This is a genomic window from Citrobacter sp. Cf072, from assembly GCF_030334485.1.
GTDB classification, from domain to species: domain Bacteria; phylum Pseudomonadota; class Gammaproteobacteria; order Enterobacterales; family Enterobacteriaceae; genus Citrobacter; species Citrobacter freundii.
The window spans coordinates 445699-462937 of the sequence record NZ_JAOWDX010000044.1 but is presented as its reverse complement, the minus strand read 5'-3'; the positions used below and the strand labels follow the sequence as shown (position 1 = coordinate 462937).

The window sequence follows — 17239 nt, the reverse complement described above, 5'->3', positions numbered from 1 at the left end:
CCGCTCTTAGTGCATCATCATGTTGTAGTTAAGGTTCCACATAATCCAGATGGAGCCCACAACCAGGATGGCGATGATTAGCACAGTAAAGACAAAGGCCGTCATGTTCCAACCTTCATCAGATTTGCTATTCATGTGCAGGAAGCACACCAGGTGCACCAGAATCTGTACCACTGCCATTGCCAGAATAGTTCCCAGAATGACGGCCGGAGAGGCAGAACCTGTCATCACCATCCAGAACGGAATGACCGTCAGGATGATCGACAGGATAAAACCTGTCATGTAGGTTTTTACGCTGCCATGGGATGCGCCGCCGCTCTCGTTAGCATGACTCATTACATCGCCCCCATCAGATAAACAACAGTGAACACACAGATCCATACCACATCCAGGAAGTGCCAGAACAGGCTCAGGCACATGATGCGGGTACGGTTAGTACTGGTCAGGCCGCGACGAGCGACTTGCACCATCAGAACCGCCATCCAGATAAGACCGGAGGTGACGTGCAGACCGTGCGTGCCGACCAGCGCGAAGAACGCAGACAGGAAACCGCTACGATCCGGGCCCATGCCGTTAACAATCAGGTGATGGAATTCATAGAGTTCCATCCCGATGAATCCGGCACCGAACAAGAAGGTCAACGCCAGCCAGGAGATAACCTGGCTCTTGTTGTTCTTGTACATGGCAATCGCTGCCATGCCGTAAGTAATGGAGCTGAATAACAGCAGGAATGTTTCAACCAGAACGAACGGCAGTTCAAAAATGTCTTTACCTGTTGGGCCACCTGCGGTGCCGTTCACCAGAACGGCATAGGTTGCAAACAGAATAGAGAACAGAATGCAGTCGCTCATCAGGTAGACCCAGAATCCGAAGATCTTGGTCTGGCCTGCATCGTGGTGCCCGTGTTCGTGCGCGTGGGCAGTCGCGTGCGTTAAAGTATCAGTTGCCATTTTTCAGCCCTGCCTTAGTAATCTCATCGAAATGCTGGTTTTCCAGTTTTTCGACTTCCGGGACCGGCACGTAGTAATCGACGTCTTCATCAAAGCTTTTCACAATCCAGCTGATGATCATGCCTGCGAAGCTTGCAATTGCCAGCCACCAGATATGCCAGATCATGGCGAAACCAAACAGTGTTGCGAAGGCGGTAATGACGATACCGGCACCGCTGTTCTTCGGCATATGAATTTCTTCATAGTGCGCAGGCTGCTTGTACGCTTCACCTTTTTCTTTCATTTCCCAGAAGGCATCACGCTCGTGAACGTGCGGCACAACGGCAAAGTTATAGAACGGAGGCGGGGAAGAGGTTGCCCACTCCAGCGTACGACCACCCCATGGGTCACCGGTCAGGTCACGGTTCTGCTCGCGGTCGCGAATAGAAACGTAGATCTGAATCAGCTGGCACAGGATACCCAATGCAATCAGCGCGGCACCGCAGGCGGCAACGACCAGCATCGGATGGAACTGTGGGTCAATCTGCTGGCTGAGACGACGGGTCATACCCATGAAGCCCAGCACGTACAGCGGCATAAATGCCACGAAGAAGCCGATGATCCAGAACCAGAATGCGCGTTTACCCCAGGTTTCGTTCAGCGTGAAGCCAAACGCTTTTGGCCACCAGTAGGTCATACCTGCGAAGCAGCCAAATACGACGCCGCCGATAATAACGTTATGGAAGTGCGCAATCAGGAACAGACTGTTGTGCAGTACGAAGTCTGCGCCCGGAACCGCCAACAGTACGCCAGTCATGCCGCCGACTGAGAAGGTCACGATAAAGCCAATCGTCCACAGCATCGCTGAGTGGAATACGATACGGCCCTGATACATGGTGAACAGCCAGTTGAAGATCTTCACCCCGGTCGGGATGGCGATAATCATGGTGGTAATACCGAAGAAGGCGTTTACGTTAGCGCCTGCACCCATGGTGAAGAAGTGGTGCAGCCAAACAACGAACGACAGAACGGTGATACACACGGTTGCCCACACCAGCGAGGTGTAACCAAACAGACGTTTACGTGAGAAGGTTGCTGCGATTTCGGAGAACACCCCGAAGACCGGCAGAACCAGGATATACACTTCCGGATGGCCCCAGGCCCAAATCAGGTTGATGTACATCATCATGTTGCCGCCCATATCGTTGGTAAAGAAATGGGTACCCAGATAGCGATCCAGGGTCAGCAACGCGACGGTAACCGTCAGGATTGGGAAAGAGGCGATAATCAGGATGTTCGCGCACAGAGACGCCCAACTGAATACCGGCATCTTGAACATGGTCATTCCTGGCGCACGCATCTTAATGATGGTCACAAAGAAGTTGATACCGGTCAGGGTAGTACCAATACCGGACAACTGGACTGCCCATATCCAATAATCGACCCCGACGCTTGGACTGTACTCTATTCCCGAAAGTGGTGGATACGCCAGCCAACCGGTCTGTGCGAATTCACCTACGCCCAGAGACAGGTTAACCAGGATTACGCCGACAACGGTGAACCAGAAGCTCAGGTTGTTCAGGAACGGGAATGCAACGTCACGTGCACCGATCTGCAGTGGAACCACCAGGTTCATCAGACCGATAACAAATGGCATTGCCACGAAGAAGATCATAATCACGCCGTGAGCCGTGAAGATCTGATCATAGTGGTGAGGTGGCAAGAAGCCCGCTTCACCTGCAGAAGCCAGCGCTTGCTGACTACGCATCATGATGGCGTCGGCAAAGCCACGAATCAACATGACGATTGCAACAATGACATACATGATGCCAAGGCGTTTGTGGTCAACCGAAGTCAGCCACTCTTTCCACAGGTAGGTCCACTTACCGAAGTAAGTGATTAGGCCCAGTAAGGCCGCACCACCGATGATAATGGCAGCGATCGTAACCATGACAATGGGTTCATGGAACGGCACTGCATCCAGCGTCAATTTTCCGAACATCGTATTCTTCCTCGGCCCCTTAGTGAGCGGATTCCGCGTGGCTCATGTCCATGCCTTCCATGCCTTCGTGTGCGTTGTGCTCACCTTCGGGTTGGGTCATGTCCATGCTCTTACCGTGAGCCATAAATTTGTTAATAACATCTTTAAACAAATCGGGTTTCACGTTGGAGAAGTATTCCACCTGGTTGTATTCGCTTGGCACAGCCACTTTCTCGAACGCAGCCATGTCGCTCATGGTGTTCGTGGACTGTTTAGCTTTAGCAACCCATTGGTCGAATTCGGCGCGGTCCTTTGTTGCGATAGCCTTGAACTTCATACCGGAGAAGCCTGGTCCGCTATAGCTTGCGGAGATACCATCATAAGTACCGACTTCGTTGGCGATCAGATGCAGTCGAGTCTGCATACCGGCCATGGCATAAATTTGGCTACCCAGACGCGGGATAAAGAAGGAGTTCATCACGGAGTTGGATGTCACTTTGAACTCAACCGGAGTATTCGCCGGGAAGGCGATTTCATTCACGGTAGCGATACCCTGTTCCGGATAGATGAAGAACCATTTCCAGTCCATGGAAACCACTTCGATGGTAATGGGCTTCTCGTCATGCGCCAGCGGTTTGCTTGGCTCAAGAGCGTGAGTGGTTTTCCAGGTCAGAACGGCAAGGAAAATGATGATTAAGATCGGCACCGTCCAGACCACAGCTTCCACTTTATTGGAGTGTGACCAGTTCGGGCTGTACTTCGCATCTTTATTGCTTGCACGATACTTCCAGGCAAAACCAACAGCCATCAAGATGGCAGGAATAACGACAATCAACATCAGGCCAAATGCCGTCAGTATCAGTGAACGTTGTTCCAGTCCAATCTGTCCTTTAGGGTCAAGCAGCGCAGAATTACAGCCACTGAGTAACGCAGTGCCTGCAATTAATGACAACCATCCCAAACTTTTATTGTATTTCCTGAGTCTCATTTAACGACCTCAATTCCACGGGACCGGGTGGCGTTTAAAGTGTGAGGGCATTTTACGGGAAGGTTACATTACTGTAAACATCCTTGGATCTGTGTTACTGGGTTCTGCCGTGCATGTCACATATGTTGCAATATATGTCGCTTTGACTTTAAGAACCTGTTGCAACATCACGTTATAACGAAAGCAGGCAGGTGGGGGACAGGCTGAGGGCAATTGGTATAACCAATACGAAAATAAAACAATTGTTTAACAATTGATTATCAATAAAAAGACAATTTGGGAACAAAAAATAAATCTGTAGTGGCTGAATCGAGTAAGGAAAATAAAATATATAAAAGGCGTCAATAATTTCCAAATTCTTTGGCGCACAAAATAACAAATATTATTTTTATCAATTGTTGTTTATTTAGCCGTTATAATTACGCAAGGTGATTACAACGGCTTATTAATACGGTTTTTTACGCCAGACGGTTTTTGCGCAGAGCCAGATAATCCAGCAATCCGCCAAAAATCACCCCGCAGACCGCGACCGCCACCGAGACTTCAAGCAGTTCCGGCAGGAAGGAGAAGTTGGTGTAATCCAGCGCATTCATGGTTAACAGCAGCAGCCAAGCCAGCAGCAGGCAGCAGCCCACTACCAACGTCATTAATGCCAGACTGTACGCTCCACGAAATTCCGTACGCGGAATAAAGCTTTCATTTTTCCAGCTATGTTCCAGGGTCTGGCGACATACCAGCAGCAGTATGAGGCCGGGGATCGCTGCAAACACGGAGAACAGATAAAATGTCGGCCAGCCGTGTGCTTCGACAAACCAACCCGCCACCGGGCCAACATAAACGCGACCAACGGCTGAAAGCGCGGAGAGCAGGGCGAACTGGGTCGCTGAGAAGGACTTATTGCACAGCGTCATTAATAAAGCGACAAACGCCGCCGTGCCCATTCCGCCACACAGGTTTTCAAAGAAGACGGCAGCCGCCATACTGAACATGTGTTTGTCAGTGATGGACAATAGCCAGTAGCCTGCATTTGACGCCCCTTGCAGGATGCCAAATATCAGCAATGCGCGAAACAGTGAAAGGCGCTGCATCAGGATCCCGCCGTACAATGCACCAACGATGGTTGCCAGAAGCCCCAGCGTTTTATTCACCACGCCAACTTCACCTGCGTCAAATCCAACGCCGCGGATCAAAAAGGTGGTGGTCAGGCTCATGGCGAAGGCATCCCCGAGCTTATACAGCACAATAAGCAGCAGGATAAGCCAGGCGTTGTTACGACCAAAGAAGTCGCGCAGCGGAGCCGCAACCGCCTGTTCCAGCGTTTTAGGTACCGGAATGGTGTCAGTCGGTTCAGGTGCTAACAGGGTGGCGATGATACAAGGAATCAACAGCGCTGCCATCAGCCAGTACATCCCTTGCCAGCCCAGCCAGCGATCGGCCATCCACAGGGCCAGTCCGCCTGAAACCAGCATCCCTAATCGATAGCCCAGCACGCTGATAGCCGCGCCGGTGCCGCGCTCTTCTGTGGGCAACACGTCGGTTTTCCAGGCATCAAAGACGATATCCTGCGAGGCCGAGCAAAAAGCGATCACTACTGCGAGTGCGGCCATCCAGCGTAACTGTGTGCCAGGCTCCAGAAAGCCCATCGCGGCGATAGAAATTAACAACAGCACCTGGGTCGCCAGCAGCCAGCCGCGACGTCGACCTAAAAACGGTGGCGTGTAACGGTCCATCAACGGGGACCAGAGAAACTTAAATACGTAGGCCTGACCTACCAGGGAAAAGAAACCGATGGTTTTAAGATCGATATTCTCGACCGTCATCCACGCCTGAAGCGTACCGGAGGTGAGTGCGAGCGGTAAACCGGAGGCGAACCCCAGAATAAGCAGGATAGCTGAGCGTGGTTGCTGAAAAATACGTAAGTAATGACTGGACATGGGCTTCTATAGGCCCGACGAACGCCGGGCCATATGGGCAGAAATTAACGAGCGTTCTGCTTGATGAAATCGTGAACGCTGGTGTCCTGAGACATATCAGCGATGGTGTCGGTCAGCACGCTGTTAACGGCGTCAGCGATATTTTTGTTAGAGGCCTGCAGTGCACCTTCAACAGAATAGCTTGCGCGGTAGTTTTTGGTCATCTTGTTGCCGTTAGCAGCGGTCGCAATGATGGCGATATCTGCTTTGGTGGCAATGTTATAGCGCACGCTACCCTGAGACACGTCAGCGTACAGCTGGCTAACAATGATTTGCAGGTTTACAGCCCCGTTTGGTCCAATCATATAACCGCGTGCGGTCATCTGTTTTTCCAGTACTTCTTGCAGCAGGAAGCGCAGATCGCGGGACGCAGTCAGCGTAACCAGTTGGTTGTCGCGGGTGACTTTTGCCAGCGCTTGATCCTGACGCTGGTCGGCACCGTTGATGCTAACGGTCACGCCCATCAGGCTTGGGTCCTGCTGTGGCAGGGTAATTTTCGGGGAGACTTCAATAGTGGTCGGCGGCGTTGCGCATCCAGCTAACATGAACATTGCGACTAACGGGAAGAGGATTTTTTTAAACATGCCAGGGCTCTCAGCGAATCTAAATTGTATGGTTGGAGAAAATTCCCGCCATCATAACATCGCCAACGATGAGGGGAAGTGGGTAACGCATGTAAATTCATTGTGTTGTCCGTTTTATGGCTTTGTGGAGACCATAAACGGACTTTTTGCAATAAATCGAAGTGAGGATTCAGTGAACTTCATCCGTTTGGCTGAGAAAATCAGACAAGCGCTAATTTTTTGTTGCTAAGGTGTAATGAAAACGGTAAAAGCGGCTAGTATTTAAAGGGATGGGTGACATCTCAGCGTTGTCGGAGGAAAATTTCATGATGATTCGTGAGCAAATAGAAGAAAAATTAAGGGCAGCGTTCGAACCCGTGTTCCTCGAAGTTGTGGATGAAAGCTATCGTCACAATGTCCCGGCTGGTTCTGAAAGCCACTTTAAGGTTGTGCTGGTTAGCGATCGCTTTACAGGTGAACGTTTTCTTAATCGTCATCGGATGATTTACAGCACGTTAACGGCGGAGCTTTCCACAACCGTTCATGCTCTTGCCCTGCATACCTACACCATTAAGGAGTGGGAAGCGTTGCAGGATACGATTTTTGCATCGCCTCCGTGTCGTGGGGCGGGAAGCATCGCGTAAAACGGATTTGCAACAACCGACGCTTTTCCAGTATGTTGCTACAGATTATGTGAAAACGGCCTGCGGGCCGTTTTGTTTTGTCTGAATTCTGGGGCAGTCGTACAGTATTCAGACAAAAATTAGCCGGGAATTGTGAAAAAAGCCGCAGCAACGCGCGATAACCGTTCTCGACTCATAAAAGTGATGCCGCTATAATGCGCGTCTTATTTTTCGGAATGTCTTCGGGATGATTCTGACGACAGGGAATGTGATTGCTTATGAGAACATCCCAGTTCCGCGAAGCCAACAACCTGTGCTTGCGGAGAAGAGTTGACCGAGCACTGTGATTTTTTGAGGTAACAAGATGCAAGTTTCAGTTGAAACCACTCAAGGCCTTGGCCGCCGTGTAACGATTACTATCGCTGCTGACAGCATCGAGACCGCTGTGAAAAGCGAGCTGGTCAACGTAGCGAAGAAAGTGCGTATTGACGGTTTCCGCAAAGGAAAAGTACCGATGAATGTTGTTGCTCAGCGTTATGGCGCATCTGTTCGCCAGGACGTTCTGGGCGACCTGATGAGCCGCAACTTCGTTGACGCGATCATCAAAGAAAAAATCAATCCGGCTGGCGCACCGAACTACGTTCCGGGCGAATACAAACTGGGTGAAGATTTTACTTACGCGGTAGAGTTCGAAGTTTACCCGGAAGTTGAGCTGACTGGTCTGGAAGCAATCGAAGTTGAAAAACCGGTTGTTGAAGTCACCGACGCTGACGTTGACGTGATGCTGGATACCCTGCGTAAGCAGCAGGCTACCTGGAAAGACAAAGACGGCGCTGCTGATGCAGAAGACCGTGTAACCATCGACTTCACCGGTTCTGTAGACGGCGAAGAGTTCGAAGGCGGCAAAGCGTCTGACTTCGTACTGGCGATGGGTCAGGGTCGTATGATCCCAGGCTTTGAAGAAGGCGTTAAAGGCCACAAAGCTGGCGAAGAGTTCACTATCGACGTGACTTTCCCGGAAGAGTACCACGCTGAAAACCTGAAAGGTAAAGCCGCTAAGTTCGTTATCAACCTGAAGAAAGTTGAAGAACGCGAACTGCCGGAACTGACTGAAGAATTCATCAAACGTTTCGGCGTTGAAGATGGTTCCGTAGCAGGTCTGCGCGCTGAAGTACGCAAAAACATGGAACGCGAGCTGAAAGGCGCTGTGCGTAACCGCGTTAAGTCTCAGGCGATCGAAGGTCTGGTAAAAGCTAACGACATCGACGTTCCGGCTGCGCTGATCGACAGCGAAATCGACGTTCTGCGTCGTCAGGCTGCACAGCGTTTCGGCGGCAACGAGAAACAAGCTCTGGAACTGCCGCGTGAACTGTTCGAAGAACAGGCTAAGCGTCGCGTAGTTGTTGGTCTGCTGCTGGGCGAAGTGATTCGCACCAACGAACTGAAAGCTGACGAAGATCGCGTTAAAGGCCTGATCGAAGAGATGGCTTCTGCTTACGAAGATCCGAAAGAAGTGGTTGAGTTCTACAGCAAAAATAAAGAGCTGATGGACAACATGCGTAACGTCGCTCTGGAAGAGCAGGCTGTTGAAGCCGTTCTGGCGAAAGCGAAAGTGACTGAAAAAGCCACTTCCTTCAACGAGCTGATGAACCAGCAGGCGTAATTCGTCGCTTTTTTAGCACGAATTTCGTACGCAAGCCCGTCACCTTTTGGTGGCGGGTTTTTTTTTGTCACGCATTTTGCATGGGAAGAGTGCGAAAACAGCGTTTCAGTGTTAGCGTTACAACAAAAGATTGTTATGCTTGAATTATGGCGATGTCGTACCCATTACTGAGGGACTAGCTGATAATCCGTCCATAAGGTTACAATCAGCACAGCAGGTTTTTTCAAATTTTATCCAGGAGACGGAAATGTCATACAGCGGCGAACGAGATAACTTTGCACCCCATATGGCGCTGGTGCCGATGGTCATTGAACAGACCTCACGTGGTGAGCGCTCTTTTGATATCTATTCTCGTCTACTTAAGGAACGCGTCATTTTTCTGACCGGCCAGGTCGAAGACCATATGGCTAACCTGATCGTGGCGCAGATGCTGTTCCTGGAAGCAGAAAACCCAGAAAAAGATATCTACCTGTACATCAACTCCCCTGGTGGAGTGATCACTGCCGGGATGTCTATCTATGACACCATGCAGTTTATTAAGCCGGACGTCAGCACCATTTGTATGGGCCAGGCGGCCTCAATGGGGGCGTTCCTGCTGACCGCCGGGGCGAAAGGCAAACGTTTTTGCCTGCCTAACTCTCGCGTCATGATCCACCAGCCTCTGGGCGGTTACCAGGGCCAGGCAACGGATATTGAAATTCATGCCCGTGAAATCCTGAAGGTAAAAGGGCGCATGAACGAACTTATGGCGCATCATACGGGTCAATCTCTTGAGCAGATTGAACGTGATACCGAGCGCGATCGCTTCCTCTCCGCTTCTGAAGCGGTAGAGTACGGTCTGGTCGACTCGATTTTGACCCATCGTAATTAATGCCCAGTGCGCAGGTGTGCCGCTATAATTACCTGGAGCGGCACAACGCTGACTAGCGTCTTGCGCCTGAGAATGGCATTTGCGTCGTCGTGTGCGGCACAAAGAACAAAGAAGAGGTTTTGACCCATGACAGATAAACGCAAAGATGGCTCGGGCAAATTGTTGTACTGCTCTTTTTGCGGCAAAAGCCAGCATGAAGTGCGTAAGCTGATTGCCGGTCCATCCGTGTATATCTGCGACGAATGTGTTGATTTATGCAACGACATCATTCGCGAAGAGATTAAGGAAGTAGCACCGCACCGTGAACGCAGTGCGCTGCCGACGCCACATGAAATTCGCAACCACCTGGACGATTACGTTATCGGTCAGGAGCAGGCGAAGAAAGTGCTGGCGGTCGCGGTATACAACCATTACAAACGTCTGCGCAACGGCGACACCAGCAATGGGGTTGAGTTGGGCAAAAGTAACATCCTGCTGATTGGCCCGACGGGTTCCGGTAAAACGCTGCTGGCTGAAACGCTGGCGCGCCTGCTGGACGTTCCGTTCACTATGGCCGACGCCACCACGCTGACCGAAGCCGGTTATGTGGGTGAAGATGTTGAAAATATTATTCAGAAACTGTTGCAGAAGTGCGATTACGACGTGCAGAAAGCACAGCGTGGGATCGTCTATATCGATGAAATCGACAAGATTTCTCGTAAGTCTGATAACCCGTCCATTACCCGTGACGTTTCTGGCGAAGGTGTACAGCAGGCGCTGTTGAAACTGATCGAAGGTACGGTTGCTGCCGTTCCGCCGCAGGGTGGTCGTAAACATCCTCAGCAGGAATTCCTGCAGGTTGATACCTCCAAGATCCTGTTTATCTGCGGTGGTGCCTTTGCCGGTCTGGATAAAGTGATTGCTAACCGTGTTGAAACTGGCTCCGGCATTGGTTTTGGCGCAACGGTAAAAGCACAGTCTGATAAAGCCAGCGAAGGTGAACTGCTGTCGCAGGTCGAACCGGAAGATCTGATCAAATTTGGTCTGATCCCTGAGTTCATCGGTCGTCTGCCGGTTGTGGCAACCCTGAGCGAACTGAGTGAAGAAGCGCTGATTCAGATCCTCAAAGAGCCGAAAAATGCCCTGACCAAGCAGTACCAGGCGTTGTTCAATCTTGAAGGTGTTGATCTGGAGTTCCGTGAGGAAGCGCTGGATGCGATCGCCAAGAAAGCGATGGCGCGTAAAACCGGTGCCCGTGGTCTGCGTTCTATCGTCGAAGCCGCGCTGCTCGACACCATGTACGATCTGCCTTCTATGGAAGACGTCGAAAAAGTGGTGATCGACGAGTCGGTGATTGGCGGCCAGAGCAAGCCATTGCTGATTTACGGTAAGCCGGAAGCACAGCAGGCATCTGGCGAATAATTCATCAATTCATACAGACATTTAATTAAAAAGGGGGGATTTTATCTCCCCTTTTATTTTTCCGTAAACATGGCGTTGAATGTGTGGGAAACATCCCCATATACTGACATACATGTTAAAGGTGGTGTGAAGCACAGTCGTACCACCTGATTACCTGGCGGAAACTAAACTAAGAGAGAGCTCTATGAATCCTGAGCGTTCTGAACGCATTGAAATCCCCGTATTGCCGTTGCGCGATGTGGTGGTTTATCCGCACATGGTCATACCCTTATTTGTAGGGCGGGAAAAATCTATCCGTTGTCTGGAAGCGGCTATGGACCATGATAAAAAAATCATGCTGGTCGCACAGAAAGAAGCGTCAACGGATGAGCCGGGTGTAAACGATCTTTTCACCGTCGGGACCGTGGCCTCTATTTTGCAGATGCTGAAACTGCCTGACGGCACCGTAAAAGTGCTGGTCGAGGGGTTACAGCGCGCGCGTATTTCAGCGTTGTCTGACAACGGCGAGCATTTCTCTGCGAAAGCAGAGTACCTTGACTCGCCTGCTATTGATGAGCGCGAACAGGAAGTGCTGGTGCGTACTGCTATCAGCCAGTTCGAAGGCTACATCAAGCTGAACAAGAAAATCCCACCAGAAGTGCTGACGTCGCTGAACAGCATCGACGATCCTGCACGTCTGGCGGACACCATCGCAGCGCACATGCCGCTGAAGCTGGCTGACAAACAGTCCGTGCTGGAGATGTCCGACGTTAACGAACGTCTGGAATATCTGATGGCGATGATGGAGTCTGAAATCGATCTGCTGCAGGTTGAGAAACGCATTCGCAACCGCGTGAAAAAGCAGATGGAAAAATCCCAGCGTGAGTACTATCTGAACGAGCAGATGAAAGCTATTCAGAAAGAGCTCGGCGAGATGGACGATGCGCCGGACGAAAACGAAGCGCTGAAGCGTAAGATCGACGCGGCGAAAATGCCGAAAGAGGCAAAAGAGAAAGCGGAAGCGGAACTGCAGAAGCTGAAAATGATGTCTCCGATGTCGGCGGAAGCGACCGTAGTGCGTGGCTACATCGACTGGATGGTTCAGGTACCGTGGAATGCGCGTAGCAAGGTCAAAAAAGACCTGCGTCAGGCGCAGGAAATCCTCGATACCGACCATTACGGTCTGGAACGCGTCAAAGATCGTATCCTTGAGTATCTCGCGGTCCAAAGCCGTGTTAACAAAATCAAGGGACCGATCCTGTGTCTGGTTGGGCCGCCGGGGGTAGGTAAAACTTCTCTGGGGCAGTCCATCGCCAAGGCGACCGGGCGTAAATACATCCGTATGGCGCTGGGCGGCGTGCGTGATGAGGCTGAAATTCGCGGTCACCGCCGGACCTATATCGGTTCTATGCCGGGTAAACTGATCCAGAAAATGGCTAAAGTGGGTGTTAAAAACCCGCTGTTCCTGCTTGATGAGATCGACAAAATGTCTTCCGACATGCGTGGCGATCCGGCTTCCGCACTGCTTGAGGTGCTGGATCCAGAGCAGAACGTGGCGTTCAGCGATCACTACCTGGAAGTGGACTACGATCTCAGCGACGTGATGTTCGTTGCGACCTCTAACTCCATGAATATTCCGGCGCCGTTGCTGGATCGTATGGAAGTGATCCGTCTGTCCGGTTATACCGAAGACGAGAAGCTGAATATTGCAAAACGTCACCTGTTGCCGAAACAGATTGAGCGTAACGCGCTGAAAAAAGGTGAGCTGACGGTCGACGATAGCGCCATTGTAGGCATTATTCGTTACTACACCCGTGAAGCGGGCGTGCGTAGTCTGGAGCGCGAAATCTCCAAACTGTGCCGTAAAGCGGTGAAACAGCTGTTGCTCGACAAGTCGCTGAAACATATCGAGATCAATGGCGATAATCTGCACGACTATCTGGGCGTACAGCGCTTTGATTATGGCCGCGCGGACAACGAAAACCGCGTTGGTCAGGTAACCGGCCTGGCGTGGACGGAAGTGGGCGGCGATCTGTTGACCATCGAAACCGCCTGCGTACCGGGTAAAGGTAAGCTGACCTACACCGGTTCTCTGGGTGAAGTCATGCAGGAATCTATTCAGGCTGCACTGACCGTGGTACGTGCGCGTGCGGAAAAACTGGGTATTAATCCGGACTTTTACGAAAAACGCGACATTCACGTTCACGTACCTGAAGGAGCGACGCCGAAAGATGGCCCAAGTGCGGGTATTGCCATGTGTACCGCGCTGGTTTCTTGTCTTACCGGTAACCCGGTTCGCGCCGACGTGGCGATGACCGGCGAGATCACCCTGCGTGGTCAGGTTCTGCCAATCGGTGGTTTGAAAGAAAAACTGCTGGCGGCACACCGTGGCGGTATTAAAACGGTCTTAATTCCTGATGAGAACAAACGTGACCTGGAAGAGATTCCGGATAACGTAATTGCCGATCTGGACATCCATCCGGTGAAACGCATTGAGGAAGTTCTGGCTCTTGCGTTGCAAAATGAACCCTCTGGAATGCAGGTTGTGACGGCAAAATAGTGACCTCGCGCAAAGAGCATTAATAAAAACAGGGCTGGCAGGCCATTTCGGGCTTGCCAGCCTTTTTTTGTATAGCTAATTTAGATGACGGATTAGGCTTGCCATCATTAACGGGTGTTGTAAGGGCATGGCAGGCCTGATATAACTGCTGCGCGGTCGCACTTTGAAGGATTCAGGTGCGATATAAATTATAAAGAGGAAGAGAAGAGTGAATAAATCTCAACTGATCGACAAAATTGCTGCAGGGGCTGATATCTCTAAAGCTGCGGCTGGACGTGCGTTAGATGCAATTATTGCTTCTGTTACCGAATCTCTGAAAGAAGGTGATGACGTAGCGCTGGTAGGTTTTGGTACTTTTGCCGTTAAAGAGCGTGCTGCCCGTACTGGTCGCAACCCGCAAACAGGTAAAGAGATCACCATTGCCGCGGCTAAAGTACCGGGCTTCCGTGCAGGTAAAGCACTGAAAGACGCGGTAAACTAAGTGATTTCCCCTTTGGGGATGTGACGAAGTACAAGGGCGCATCGACTGATGTGCCTTTTTTATTTGTAATTCCGGTACTTTCTACGTGTTGTGGGCTGACAATTACCCCTGTTTCTTGTCACAATAGGCCTTTGTGCGCAGCGTTCAGGAAACGCTATGCTGCGTGAAGCATATATACTCATAATCCTTGCCGCCGTTGTTGTGTCAACGCGCAGGCGGCTTTAGAGATAACGCGTATAGTCATCTACAGCGGAGTGTGGTTACACCATGATGGACAGCTTACGCACGGCTGCTAACAGTCTCGTGCTCAAGATTATTTTCGGTATCATTATCGTGTCGTTCATTTTGACCGGCGTGAGTGGTTACCTGATTGGCGGGGGCAATAACTTCGCCGCCAAAGTGAATGGCCAGGAGATCAGCCGCGGGCAGTTCGAGAATGCGTTCAACAGCGAACGTAACCGCATGCAGCAACAGCTGGGCGATCAATACTCCGAGCTGGCCGCGAACGAAGGTTACATGAAAACGCTGCGTCAGCAGGTGCTGAATCGTCTTGTTGACGAAGCGCTGCTGGATCAGTATTCCCGCGAGCTTAAGCTCAACATCAGCGACGATCAGATTAAACAGGCTATTTTTGCCACGCCTGCTTTCCAGGTCGACGGTAAATTTGATAACAACCGCTATAACGCAATTGTTAATCAGATGGGCATGACTGCAGACCAGTACGCTCAGGCATTACGTAATCAGCTTACTACCCAGCAGCTGATTAACGGTGTTGCCGGTACGGACTTTATGCTGAAAGGCGAAACGGACGAACTGGCGGCGCTGGTCGCACAGCAGCGGATCGTGCGCGAGGCGACGATTGACGTTAACGCACTGGCCGCGAAGCAGTCTGTTACCGAGCAGGAAGTTGCCAGCTACTACGAGCAGAATAAAAACAACTTTATGACGCCGGAACAGTTCCGCGTGAGCTACATCAAGCTGGATGCTGCTGCTATGCAGGAGACGGCCAGCGATGCTGATATTCAGTCTTACTATGACCAGCATCAGGATCAGTTCACTCAGCCGCAGCGTAACCGCTATAGCATCATTCAGACCAAAACTGAAGATGAAGCCAAAGCGGTACTGGACGAGCTGAATAAAGGCGGTGACTTTGCTGCGCTGGCGAAAGAAAAATCTGCCGATATCATCTCTGCCCGTAAAGGCGGCGATATGGGATGGCTGGAAGATTCAACCACCCCGGATGAGCTGAAAAATGCCGGTCTGAAAGAAAAAGGCCAACTGTCTGGCGTAATTAAGTCTTCCGTTGGTTTCCTCGTTGCGCGTCTTGACGACGTACAGCCTGCACAGGTTAAACCGCTGAGCGAAGCCCGTGACGACATTGCGGCAAAAGTGAAGCAGGAAAAAGCGCTGGATGCCTACTATGCGCTGCAACAGAAAGTCAGCGATGCGGCCAGCAACGATAACGAATCTCTGGCGGGTGCAGAGCAGGCAGCAGGTATGAAAGCGGTTGAAACGGGCTGGTTTAGTCGTGACAGCCTGCCGGAAGAACTGAATTTCAAACCAGTCGCTGACATCATTTTCAATGGTGGTCTGGTTGGCGAGAACGGTACACCTGGCAGTAACTCCGATATCATCACCGTGGATGGCGATCGCGCGTTCGTGCTGCGTATTGCAGAGCACAAAGCTGAAGCCGTGAAGCCACTGGCTGAAGTGAAAGAGCAGGTAACTGCGCTCGTTAAGCACAATAAAGCAGAGCAGCAGGCGAAGCTTGATGCCGATAAACTGCTGGCGGATCTGAAAGCCGGTAAAGGTGATGAAGCGATGAAAGCTGCGGGTCTGAGCTTTGGCGAGGCAAAAACGCTGAGCCGTACGGGTCAGGATCCGTTGAGCCAGGCTGCCTTTGGTCTGAGCCTGCCGGCGAAAGACAAGCCGAGCTACGGCGTAGCGAACGACATGCAGGGTAACGTTGTTCTGTTGGCGCTGGACGAGGTGAAAGCCGGTTCTATGCCTGAAGCGCAGAAGAAAGCGATGGTTCAGGGGATCACTCAGAACAACGCGCAGATTGTCTTCGAAGCGCTGATGAGCAACCTGCGTAAAGCCGCAAAAATTAAAATCGGTGATGCGCTGGAACAGCAGCAATAACCGAGGCAGTTCGCAAAAAATTGCAAAAAGTTGTATCTACCAAAGGCCGCTTTCGCGGCCTTTTCCATTTCTGATATTTGCCATTTGTCTGCCGTTCTGCACCTCGCTATCGTGATTCCACTGTTAACAAACAAGGAGAAAACAGTATGAAACATGGAATCAAAGCCCTGCTTATCACTCTTTCATTGACCTGCGCTGGTATGGCCCAAACTGCATTGGCGGCTGAGCCTGTCGCCAAAAGCCAGGCGACTCAAACCAAAGCGGAAAACTCAGGGGCGGCACAAAGCAAAGCCACACTGCCCGCTAAAGCAAGCGACGATGAAGGCACCAGGGTAAGCATCAACAGCGCTTCTGCGGAGGATTTAGCGCGAGTCATGAATGGCGTAGGTCTGAAGAAAGCGCAGGCGATTGTGAGCTATCGTGAGGAGTACGGACCGTTTAAAACGGTGGAGGACTTAAAGCAGGTGCCGGGTATGGGCAGTTCGCTGGTGGAGCGTAATTTGGCAGTTTTAACACTTTAATAACTTGCACAGCGCTGAAAATTTGCCAGACTAGAGAGGTCATACCAGTTATGGCCTCACTACCCTGAATATATTCTTATAAAAACGTAAGGTTCCTGCGCTATGCAAACACAAATCAAAGTCCGTGGTTTTCATCTTGATGTCTATCAGCACGTCAACAACGCCCGCTATCTCGAGTTTTTGGAAGAAGCCCGCTGGGATGGTCTGGAAAACAGCGACAGCTTTCAATGGATGACTGCACACAACATCGCTTTTGTGGTCGTGAATATAAATATTAACTACCGTCGTCCAGCGGTGCTAAGCGACCTGCTGACCATCACTAGTCAGGTGCAACAGCTAAATGGCAAAAGCGGGGTGTTAAACCAGACAATTACCCTGGAGCCGGAAGGGCAGGTAGTGGCCGACGCGTTGATTACCTTCGTCTGTATTGATTTGAAAACGCAAAAAGCGCTGCCGCTGGAAGGGGAGTTACGCGAAAAACTGGAGCAGATGGTGCAGTAGCTCAACGTTGCCTGATGGCGCTTCGCTTATCAGGCCTACGGGCGATATTGTGTACGATGAATG

The 17239-nt window shown here is 51.1% G+C and carries 15 protein-coding genes; 9 read left to right on the top strand and 6 right to left on the bottom strand.

Annotated elements, in window-relative coordinates; all coding sequences use genetic code 11:
* Positions 1–6: 6 nt before the first annotated feature.
* The 6 genes from OGX66_RS11230 to OGX66_RS11205 all read right to left on the bottom strand — a co-directional run bounded on the left by OGX66_RS11230 (position 7) and on the right by OGX66_RS11205 (position 6455).
* Positions 7–336, bottom strand: a complete 330-nt coding sequence (locus OGX66_RS11230; protein ID WP_003021607.1) for a cytochrome o ubiquinol oxidase subunit IV — start codon at positions 334–336, stop codon at positions 7–9.
* Complete coding sequence (locus OGX66_RS11225; RefSeq protein ID WP_003831007.1) at positions 336–950, bottom strand: cytochrome o ubiquinol oxidase subunit III; 615 nt, start codon at positions 948–950, stop codon at positions 336–338. Before OGX66_RS11225 ends, OGX66_RS11230 begins: the two co-directional genes overlap by 1 nt.
* Positions 940–2931, bottom strand: a complete 1992-nt coding sequence (cyoB, locus tag OGX66_RS11220) for a cytochrome o ubiquinol oxidase subunit I (protein WP_003021610.1) — start codon at positions 2929–2931, stop codon at positions 940–942. The genes OGX66_RS11225 and cyoB overlap by 11 nt, the downstream gene beginning before the upstream one ends.
* Before the next feature lie 19 nt (positions 2932–2950).
* Positions 2951–3898, bottom strand: a complete 948-nt coding sequence (gene cyoA, locus OGX66_RS11215; RefSeq protein WP_003021613.1) for a cytochrome o ubiquinol oxidase subunit II — start codon at positions 3896–3898, stop codon at positions 2951–2953.
* Between the two features lie 458 nt (positions 3899–4356).
* On the bottom strand, positions 4357–5832 hold the full coding sequence (gene ampG, locus OGX66_RS11210; RefSeq protein WP_181641279.1) for a muropeptide MFS transporter AmpG: 1476 nt from the start codon (positions 5830–5832) through the stop codon (positions 4357–4359).
* A gap of 44 nt (positions 5833–5876) precedes the next feature.
* Entirely contained in the window at positions 5877–6455 is a 579-nt protein-coding gene (locus tag OGX66_RS11205; protein WP_003021617.1) for a lipoprotein, read from the bottom strand.
* 305 nt (positions 6456–6760) lie between these two features.
* On the opposite strand from OGX66_RS11205, the gene bolA reads away from it, so the two are divergent.
* The 9 genes from bolA (at position 6761) to fadM (ending at position 17176) form a co-directional block, all read left to right on the top strand.
* Positions 6761–7078 carry a transcriptional regulator BolA gene (gene bolA, locus OGX66_RS11200; RefSeq protein WP_003021619.1) on the top strand — a complete coding sequence of 106 codons (318 nt, stop codon included), beginning with the start codon at positions 6761–6763 and terminating at the stop codon, positions 7076–7078.
* 343 nt (positions 7079–7421) lie between these two features.
* Positions 7422–8720 (top strand): trigger factor, encoded by a 1299-nt coding sequence (gene tig / locus OGX66_RS11195; protein WP_003021622.1) that lies wholly within the window; start codon positions 7422–7424, stop codon positions 8718–8720.
* A 247-nt stretch (positions 8721–8967) separates the two neighbouring features.
* Positions 8968–9591 (top strand): ATP-dependent Clp endopeptidase proteolytic subunit ClpP, encoded by a 624-nt coding sequence (gene clpP, locus OGX66_RS11190; RefSeq protein ID WP_003021624.1) that lies wholly within the window; start codon positions 8968–8970, stop codon positions 9589–9591.
* Positions 9592–9717: 126 nt separating this feature from the next.
* Positions 9718–10992: an ATP-dependent protease ATP-binding subunit ClpX gene (gene clpX / locus OGX66_RS11185; protein WP_003831013.1), complete on the top strand. Its 1275-nt coding sequence runs from the start codon at positions 9718–9720 to the stop codon at positions 10990–10992.
* A 184-nt stretch (positions 10993–11176) separates the two neighbouring features.
* Positions 11177–13531 (top strand): endopeptidase La, encoded by a 2355-nt coding sequence (lon, locus tag OGX66_RS11180; protein WP_003021627.1) that lies wholly within the window; start codon positions 11177–11179, stop codon positions 13529–13531.
* A gap of 190 nt (positions 13532–13721) precedes the next feature.
* Positions 13722–14012 carry a nucleoid-associated protein HU-beta gene (gene hupB / locus OGX66_RS11175; protein ID WP_219352570.1) on the top strand — a complete coding sequence of 97 codons (291 nt, stop codon included), beginning with the start codon at positions 13722–13724 and terminating at the stop codon, positions 14010–14012.
* A 267-nt stretch (positions 14013–14279) separates the two neighbouring features.
* Complete coding sequence (ppiD, locus tag OGX66_RS11170; RefSeq protein ID WP_016149702.1) at positions 14280–16154, top strand: peptidylprolyl isomerase; 1875 nt, start codon at positions 14280–14282, stop codon at positions 16152–16154.
* Positions 16155–16300: 146 nt separating this feature from the next.
* On the top strand, positions 16301–16675 hold the full coding sequence (locus OGX66_RS11165; RefSeq protein WP_003021633.1) for a helix-hairpin-helix domain-containing protein: 375 nt from the start codon (positions 16301–16303) through the stop codon (positions 16673–16675).
* 102 nt (positions 16676–16777) lie between these two features.
* Entirely contained in the window at positions 16778–17176 is a 399-nt protein-coding gene (gene fadM, locus OGX66_RS11160; RefSeq protein ID WP_003021636.1) for a long-chain acyl-CoA thioesterase FadM, read from the top strand.
* Positions 17177–17239 lie beyond the last annotated feature (63 nt).